Source organism: Ruminococcus sp. RTP21358st1_G6_RTP21358_211008 (assembly GCF_040908885.1).
GTDB classification, from domain to species: domain Bacteria; phylum Bacillota; class Clostridia; order Lachnospirales; family Lachnospiraceae; genus Blautia_A; species Blautia_A faecis.
Genome location: NZ_JBDGDM010000086.1, coordinates 1 through 7,924, shown reverse-complemented (window position 1 = coordinate 7,924; position 7,924 = coordinate 1). Strand labels below are relative to the sequence as shown.

9 protein-coding genes are annotated in these 7,924 nt (G+C 41.8%); all 9 read right to left on the bottom strand.

Annotated features, from left to right (window positions below; all coding sequences use genetic code 11):
* Positions 1–212: 212 nt before the first annotated feature.
* Positions 213–1,106, bottom strand: coding sequence for a helix-turn-helix domain-containing protein (locus AB5Z12_RS20320; RefSeq protein WP_368368759.1), 894 nt, complete (start codon positions 1,104–1,106; stop codon positions 213–215).
* Positions 1,107–1,198: 92 nt separating this feature from the next.
* Positions 1,199–2,461 (bottom strand): GLUG motif-containing protein, encoded by a 1,263-nt coding sequence (locus AB5Z12_RS20315; RefSeq protein WP_148463769.1) that lies wholly within the window; start codon positions 2,459–2,461, stop codon positions 1,199–1,201.
* 249 nt (positions 2,462–2,710) lie between these two features.
* The gene (locus AB5Z12_RS20310) at positions 2,711–4,363 is read right to left on the bottom strand and encodes an FAD-dependent oxidoreductase (protein WP_148463768.1); all 1,653 of its coding nucleotides are present in this window, start codon (positions 4,361–4,363) and stop codon (positions 2,711–2,713) included.
* Complete coding sequence (gene ahpC / locus AB5Z12_RS20305) at positions 4,363–4,926, bottom strand: alkyl hydroperoxide reductase subunit C (protein WP_148463767.1); 564 nt, start codon at positions 4,924–4,926, stop codon at positions 4,363–4,365. The genes AB5Z12_RS20310 and ahpC overlap by 1 nt, the downstream gene beginning before the upstream one ends.
* Positions 4,927–5,099: 173 nt before the next feature.
* Positions 5,100–5,852, bottom strand: coding sequence for a peroxide stress protein YaaA (yaaA, locus tag AB5Z12_RS20300; RefSeq protein ID WP_148463766.1), 753 nt, complete (start codon positions 5,850–5,852; stop codon positions 5,100–5,102).
* Positions 5,852–6,307 carry a peroxiredoxin gene (locus AB5Z12_RS20295; protein ID WP_148463765.1) on the bottom strand — a complete coding sequence of 152 codons (456 nt, stop codon included), beginning with the start codon at positions 6,305–6,307 and terminating at the stop codon, positions 5,852–5,854. Before AB5Z12_RS20295 ends, yaaA begins: the two co-directional genes overlap by 1 nt.
* Positions 6,308–6,310: 3 nt before the next feature.
* Positions 6,311–6,520, bottom strand: a complete 210-nt coding sequence (locus tag AB5Z12_RS20290) for a DUF6219 family protein (protein WP_148463764.1) — start codon at positions 6,518–6,520, stop codon at positions 6,311–6,313.
* Between the two features lie 26 nt (positions 6,521–6,546).
* A complete protein-coding gene (locus AB5Z12_RS20285; RefSeq protein ID WP_148463763.1) occupies positions 6,547–7,050 on the bottom strand; it encodes a pyridoxamine 5'-phosphate oxidase family protein in 504 nt (167 codons plus the stop codon).
* A gap of 92 nt (positions 7,051–7,142) precedes the next feature.
* The coding region (locus tag AB5Z12_RS20280) for an Rpn family recombination-promoting nuclease/putative transposase (RefSeq protein WP_243271434.1) at positions 7,143–7,924 on the bottom strand (782 nt) is incomplete at its 5' end.

Sequence of the window (7,924 nt, the reverse complement as noted above, 5' to 3'; positions counted from 1 at the left end):
CAGATCTTATCAAAAGGGAAAAACAGTTTGATAAGATCATGAAACTTTTCGGATATGCAAATCCTTACCGGATGCTGGGCCTCTGCCAGCAGATCGCGGATATCCAGGGAGAGACTTTGACTATAAACGTTCCGTTTCCTGAGGTATTTTATTATAAAATGTAAAGCTGAGACGAGATTTGTCAAGGTATGTTTTTGTAAAGGAGTGTGCAATTATGCTTTTATGTATTTCTTTCGAAATTCAGATGGAGTCATCTCATACTCTTTTTTGAAGACTTCCGAAAACTTGCTGGGGTTGTCGTAGCCCATTTTCATGGCGATTTCTGTAATGCTGCAGTCAGAATTCTGAAGCAGTACGGTTGCAGCCTGCATACGGTAGGATTTTATGTAGGCATAAATGGAACAGCCGAAAACTCCCTTAAAACATGCTTTCATGGAAGTAAGAGGAATGTCAAATTGCTCGGACAATTGTTCAAGAGTGTAATGCTGGCGCAAATTGGAAACCATATACTTTTGAATTTCTTTTACTTTTTTTACCTGAGTATGTGCGAAATACGGAACTTTTACCTGGGTATTCTGTATTTTCTCAGTTCCAAGATAAAGGAGCAGTTCCAGGACCTTGACCTTCAGATAGGAAGCGTGCATATACGGCTTGGTGCAGTACAGTTCAGAAAAAATGTGGTTGATTTTATTTTGATTTCTAATTACAGCACAGGTACCATTTTTGCAAAAGCCGTTGGCAATGGAAAACAGATCAATGTCCAGTCCGCCTGTCATCTCGCCGATTTTTCGGATGACAGAGTCTGCTTTTTGTAAATCTATGGTGATGGAGATGCCGTGATAATGAGACAGCGGAAAGCTGGTTGAAACGGTCTGGTTGGAAAGAAGGTTGATGGCAAGATCACCGCTTCCAATATACTGATAAGTGCCGTTGGCAAATCTGCATTCAAAACGCCCTTCCCTGCAATGGTTCAGTTCCAGAACATCTGCGTGAGGCAGTTTATTCTGGTTCTGTCCATTGCTCATGTGAAAATCGTTATAAAAGAACTGGATGCCAGGCAAAATAATATATTGCGTGATGATTCCTTCTCCGGTTTCATTGTTCATTTTATAAATAGTACGGTTGTTTTTGCCCGTTGTTTTTTGAACTTTCTGGTCAAAAAAATCCGTTAACGGATGCTGTTCCATTTTTTCCTCTCTTACTGGTCCGCACTCTCGTACATGCAGGAAGTGGTGCCAATCTGATTGTCTGCATGCACACCATCAATTAAAATGTCTGCGTCGCAGCTTTCTATTACACTGCCCACTGCCCTGCCGGCAACGGTACCTGGTGTTACAGCACCGTCAATGGATCCTGTTACAGAACAGTTGGTAACTTTAAATACGGTTTCTTCTCCATAATAGTAAAGTCCGGTGCCAATAAGACCTCCTACATGGGTTGCTCCATCCGCTTTTATGGAAACAGTTATCTTGCAGTTATCAATTACGGACGGATAATTTTTCGTGGAAAATCCTTCTGTTTCCAGGCATACGTCTGGATTGGAGTGAGTGCCTGCGTAACCACAAAGACCGCCGATCGCATGGCCGCCATTTGCGCTTTCAATTGTGACATCAGCGGTGCAGTTGGTAATGGAATCCATCATTTCCAGACAGCCGCCGATTCCGCCAAGACCAACCGGTTCGTTTCCTTCTGCCTTTACAGTTCCGCTTGCGCTGCAGTTGTCAATGGTTCCGCCAAAACCGCCGCCGATGACCAGGCCACCACATTCTGCTACATCTGCCTGCACAATATGGTTTTCTTCAAATTCATTATCTCCAATTACGATGACGGTTACATTTTCTGCGGAGCAGTTGGTTACGGAATTGTTGTTGCCTCCTACAATTCCGCCAGTGCAGTTGTTGCCTGTAATTACGGAGTTTCCTTTTAAGGTTACGTGATCCACTGATCCCATGTTGTATCCTACAACGCCGCCAATAGCCAGAGAGGTGCCATCTGTTACGGTTACTTCTGCATTTTCCACTGTCAGATTTTTGACTTCGCCGCAGTTTACGCCGAAAAGACCAGCCCCGCAGTTGTATTTGTCAGATTCATATTTTAAATTTGAAATTGTGTGATCTCCGCCGTCAAAGGAGCCCAGAAACAAGGTGGAATGGTTTTCCATGTCATTCATATTGCCGATGGGTTCCCAGTCAATGCCTGTAAGATCAAGATCATTTGTCAGAAGAAAATAAGTATCCGCATAACCTGCGTTTGAGCCGTCATTTACATTAGCGGCAAATGTCAGGAAAGAATCTGTCGAGGAAATCTGGTACGGATCTTCCTGGGTGCCACTGCCGCCGTCATAAGAGCATTCAGATGCGGTGCTTACTGCTTCTTCTGCAAATACGGTACTGGTTAATCCGGCAGATAAGGTAGTTGACATGGTAAGTGCTAATAAAACAGAAACGAACTTCTTTTTCATTGTGTGCCTCCTGAGTTATATAATAGTTAGTTACTTCTAACAATAACCATACCATTTCTTACAGGGTCACACCACTCCATTTGGACGATAACCACTCTGCTTAGACAGATTCTTTTGCGGAAATACGGTATTAGTTATTACTTACCGCTATTTTACCACAATTGTGGTCGGGGAATAAAAAATTTTCTTGAATTAAAAAACTGTAACAATAAACCATAGGAGTTTATCATTACAGTTTTTATTATCTTATTAGAGCAATTCCAACAGCTGCGGGATATTCTTTTTCCCAAATGTTACCTGATCCTGGTTGATTATCAGGCAGGGGACGCTCATAACGTTGTATTTTTCCTTTAAATCCGGGAAATGGGCGATGTCGTATACTTCTGCTGTTACAAGGAGATTTAAGGAGGCAATCCTCTGGGCTGCCACTACCAGATCCGGGCACATGGTACAGGAAAGGGATACCAGGATCTGCATGTGCACCTTATGGTCGATAGCGAGGATACGTTCTCTGATGGCAGGGTCAAGGGGCTGCCCTGGTCCTGCGGCGTTGTATAATCCCAGGATAAAAGAGGTAAACTCGTGTCCCCCTGGCACGCCGTGGAAAGCTAATCCAGTCTTTTCCCCGGAGGCAGTCAGCACTTCTACAAAAGGCAGCAAGGCAGCAGAATCCGAAGCAGAGTCCGCTTCCTGTACGGTCAGTTTGTCTGTATATTTCTCCAGTTCTGTCATATAGCCTTTCAATTCCTGGCTGACGGGACGGGAATCCAGATGCAGGTCAAGTTGCAGGTTTCCCTCCATTCTGGAAAATACAACATTCAGCTGGTTTATGATATCCTGTGAAAAAATACCGGCTGAGGATTTCCCTTCTGTTTCTTTTCCTGCGGGCGATTCCTTGTGAACTTCGGCCTCTTTTTTGATTGGCTTTTCCGGGTGGATTCCGGTTTTCCCCTGCATGGCTGCGGCATATTTTTCCAGCTCTGTGGCAGCTGTGGCACCATCTCCCACTGCAGTTACCACCTGGCGGAGATTTTTCTGGCATACATCTCCGGCTGCGTAAATTCCCGGACAGCTGGTCTTCTGGGTTCGGTCCGTTTCCACATATCCATGGGAATCCAGAGCAATCAGGTCTTTTACCAGATCCGTATTTGGCGCGTAGCCTGCAAATACAAATACGCCAAAGGTGTCATCTGCAGAATCGAAAATGGTTTCTTCTCCAGTGTTTTTATTTTTGTAGCAGATCTTTCGCAGCGTGTGGTCACCCTCCACATAGACAACCTCTGTATTGGTTAAAACTGTGATCTTAGGGTGATTTTTGGCGGCTTCCGCTACCGCTTCTGCGCAGGAAAAATCATTTCCACGGATTAAAATAGTTACATGGCTTGCATATTTTGTCAAAAATACGCTTTCTTCTGCTGCAGCAAACCCGCCGCCAACTACGAAAATTTCTTTTCCACGGAAAAATTCTCCGTCACAGGTGGCACAATAGGCTACTCCGTGACCGCGAAACTTGGCCTCACCTGGAAAACCGATCATTCTTGGATGGGCTCCTGTTGCGAGCAGGATTCCAAAGCTTTTGTAGGAACCTTTATCGGTGGTTGTTTCCCAGATTTCTGCGCCGGATGCTTCTTCTGCTTTTTTTAGGCTGACAACATCCCCAAGCAAAAACTCTGCTCCGAAATGTTCCGCCTGTTTCTGCATGGCCTGGGTCAGTTCTTTCCCACTGGTTTTCATGACGCCTGGATAGTTTACCACTTCATCGGTAATGGTAATCTGGCCGCCGAATTTTTCCTTCTCAATTACCAGAACACGGTAGCAGGCGCGAGCCAGATATAAGGCAGCTGTCAGACCGGCAGGACCTCCTCCGATCACAACTACATCATAGAAATTTTCGTTCGACATTAAAGCATACCTACCAGATCAAGACTTGGCTTCAGAGTTTCGGCTCCTGGCTGCCATTTTGCCGGGCACACCTGGTCTCCGTGTTCTGCTACAAACTGGCTTGCCTGGAGACGGCGGAAAAGTTCATCTGCATTGCGTCCTACATTGCCGGCATTTACTTCATAAACCACGATCTTGCCTTCCGGGTTTACAATGAAGCTTCCTCTTTCTGCCATTCCGTCAGATTCGATCAGCACTTCAAAATCCTTGCAGAGTGCGTGGGTAGGATCTGCCAGCATTGGATAAGTGATCTTACCGATTCTTTCAGAGGAATCATGCCATGCTTTGTGGACAAAATGGGAGTCTGTAGAAACAGAGTAGATTTCGCAGCCAGCAGCCTGGAAATCAGAATATTTATTCTGCAGATCCTCCAGCTCGGTAGGGCATACAAAGGTAAAGTCGGCCGGATAGAAGAAAAATACGCTCCATTTTCCCAGAATATCGGCCTTGGTCACGGTTTTAAACTCCCCATTCTGATAAGCCTGAACAGAAAAATCACTTACTTCTTTATTGATCATTGACATTTTAAAATTCCTCCTTTTTTTGTAATAAGCATTCCCTGGAATGCAGGTATTAATGCAAGTTAGGCAAAACTAACCTTGTCTGCAATATATCATTTCTTTCTGGTGATGTCAATGAATTTTACGTAAGTGAATATCATTCTCAACAAGAATAATTACAATTTAGCAATACCACACTACAGTGCAGACAACCGTTCAAAAATATATTCCTTCTCTGACGACAAATCTTCTCTAAACCTATAGCCCAGTCTGTTAAATTTTTGTATATCAGCTGGATTTTCAATCCCTCTTTCTGCCATAAATCTGACCATTTCACCACGGGCCATTTTTGCATAAGTACCTTTTGTTACTAGCTTTTCTCCGGATAATTCACAAAATGTAATCGTTATATACGTATCTTTCGGTGACAGATATTTTTCTATGCATTTCGAATATTCCTTTGATGCCAGATTAATAATGATCTGGCTGTCATCAATGATGGACTTATACAGCATGTCTCCCCAATAGTCATACAAATTCCGGGTATTTCCTATTGTAACCTTTGCCTGCATTTCCAGACGATATGGTCTCACACCGTCCAGTGGCTTTAGGCTTCCATAAAATGCGGATAAGATTCTAAGATGCTTTTGGATATACTCAAATTGTCCGTATTCAAACACTGCTGGTGCCATATACTGGAATGCAATTCCCTCATAGGACAAAATAGCAGGAGTAAGCATGTGATAAAGATCCATATTTTCTAATCTTTCAAAGTTCTGCCTGGCAATCTTGTCATTGCATTTCCAGATTGCCTTCAGTTTATCTTTTTCCAGACCCTTCATCCAACTTAGTATCTCAGTTGTCTTATCAAGAAAATTCGGCATTCCCACTGGTGCTATGCTGTCCGTATCTGTAACCATCTTTTTTGCTGGTGATAATATAATCTTCATCACGTCAATTCCTTCAGCATATTTTCAGGATCATCTGCCGCTTTCACTTTATCATTTGCCTTTATGATAATTTCATTCTCATCAATCAGATATGTTGTCCGGACTACTCCCATAGAAACTTTTCCATAATTCTTCTTTTCTTTCCAGACGTCATATGCTTCAATCACTTTACGCTCCGGATCTGCCAATAAAGTAAATGCCAGTCCGTATTTTTCTTCAAATCTCTTATGGGAAGCTACAGAATCCTTACTAACACCAAGGATAACAGCTCCTTTTTCTGTAAACAAAGGATACCTTTCTGAAAATCCACATGCCTGTTTCGTACAGCCAGCTGTATTATCTTTCGGGTAAAAATATAAAATCACTTTCTTTCCGGCATAATCGCTTAACTTATGCATGTTTCCATTCTGATCCGGCAACTCAAAATCAGGGGCTTTTGTTCCTGTTTCCAACATTTTTTAATCCTCCGTTTCTGTAGCTTCCGCTTTCTTTCTTGTTTTTTTACTGCCAGAAATCATTTTATGTCCTGTATAGATAGACATTATCATACAAAGCAGAGAGCTTAATGCGAAATATTTATGGCTTGATTTTAAACCTTTGTAACCGGTATAAAAAGCTCCGATTATTGTAATAAGTGCTCCGATAGACCAATATTTATGTGCTTTCATACAATACCCCCATAAAATATAATGTATTAAAATTTTATTGTCTGCCTGCTGCTGTATCCATTTTTCTTAAATTCAGAAAAAAGTACTTCCATTTTAACTGGTGTTACACAGATAAGGTTCATTGGCGAAGCCAGTTTCTTTAATGTTTCTACTGGAAGCTTCTTAATCTTTGCATGTTTATTATATGTATCGGAAAAAGGTTCCACAAGATCTGCCTTTCCTATTACCTGTATGCTTTTCAAATTGTCCGCTCCATCATACTTATCATAAATGGCCAGACATACATTTTCATTTTTCTCAAGACCAATAAACTTTTCGCCACCTTCTGAAAACATCCAAAACTTCCCATCATGGTAGCTATACTCAATTGGGGTACATCTTACATAATCCCCAGTTCCAGTCGCAAGTGCACAAGTATTGTTGGAATTGATATATTCCAATACTGTCTTTTTCAGCTTTTCTTCCGGCATAGCATTCTGTTTTTTATTCTTCCAATAATCTGCTGCTTTCTTAAATTGATCATGTGTCACAAAACCGCCTCCAGACATAACACTTTTAATAGTATTCTTTATTAATATTGATAATGGGGCTGTCCCGACAGCCCCATTTATAATGATTTCAGTTATTTTGTTACACACAAAGTTTCATCAATCCATTTCTGGACATCTTTTTCACTTACCTTAACCAAACGAGCAATCATCTTTACGTCCATGCCCTCTTCTGCCATGGAAAGGGCTGTTTCTTTTGCTTTTTTGAGTTCACCACGTTTCTCTCCGCTTTCCATTCCCTCACTATAGATTTTCTCCATTTCATGGCACATAAGTTCAACCCCTTTCTGTGTCTCCTTCAATTCATATACTCGTTTTGCAAGAATCGGACTGTGCATCTCATCTGCCTTTTTACAGTGTAAATCATGCATTAGCTTTCCAAGTTCTGTATCATCCTGTTTCCTGGAATTTACATATATGATATGTGCTTCATCTTGAAAAGCTTCATTTAATTCTTTGATTTGCCGGTCAATGTGGTAAATGGGAAGTCCATATCCAAGAATATCGTCCCTGGTAATAAAAATCACATAGCTTTCCGGCAGTTCCTCAAAATCCTGTCCGGGATTTAAGGTATTCATATCCATCAGTCCACTATGGTACCGGGCTCTTTTTGGGGAAGCTCCTTCATTATCCTGCTGGATTTCCACATCAAATTGTTTGCCGGCAGAATCCCTGGCAACGCAGTCCATTACTGCAGATCGCCCTTGCAAATTTTTATAATCTTTTTGGATTACCTGATCAATCACGTATAAATCCTGTTTCTCCATAATGACCTGCAGAACATATTCCAGACATTCTCTTTTCTTGAACACGTTTCGCATAAATATATCACTCATGAGTGTAAAATTCTTAATAA

Coding starts and splice junctions, on each gene's coding strand:
- AB5Z12_RS20320 (WP_368368759.1), bottom strand. CDS start 1,106: ATGAACAATGAAACCGGAGAAGGAATCATCACGCAATATATTATTTTG.
- AB5Z12_RS20315 (WP_148463769.1), bottom strand. CDS start 2,461: ATGAAAAAGAAGTTCGTTTCTGTTTTATTAGCACTTACCATGTCAACT.
- AB5Z12_RS20310 (WP_148463768.1), bottom strand. CDS start 4,363: ATGTCGAACGAAAATTTCTATGATGTAGTTGTGATCGGAGGAGGTCCT.
- ahpC (WP_148463767.1), bottom strand. CDS start 4,926: ATGTCAATGATCAATAAAGAAGTAAGTGATTTTTCTGTTCAGGCTTAT.
- yaaA (WP_148463766.1), bottom strand. CDS start 5,852: ATGAAGATTATATTATCACCAGCAAAAAAGATGGTTACAGATACGGAC.
- AB5Z12_RS20295 (WP_148463765.1), bottom strand. CDS start 6,307: ATGTTGGAAACAGGAACAAAAGCCCCTGATTTTGAGTTGCCGGATCAG.
- AB5Z12_RS20290 (WP_148463764.1), bottom strand. CDS start 6,520: ATGAAAGCACATAAATATTGGTCTATCGGAGCACTTATTACAATAATC.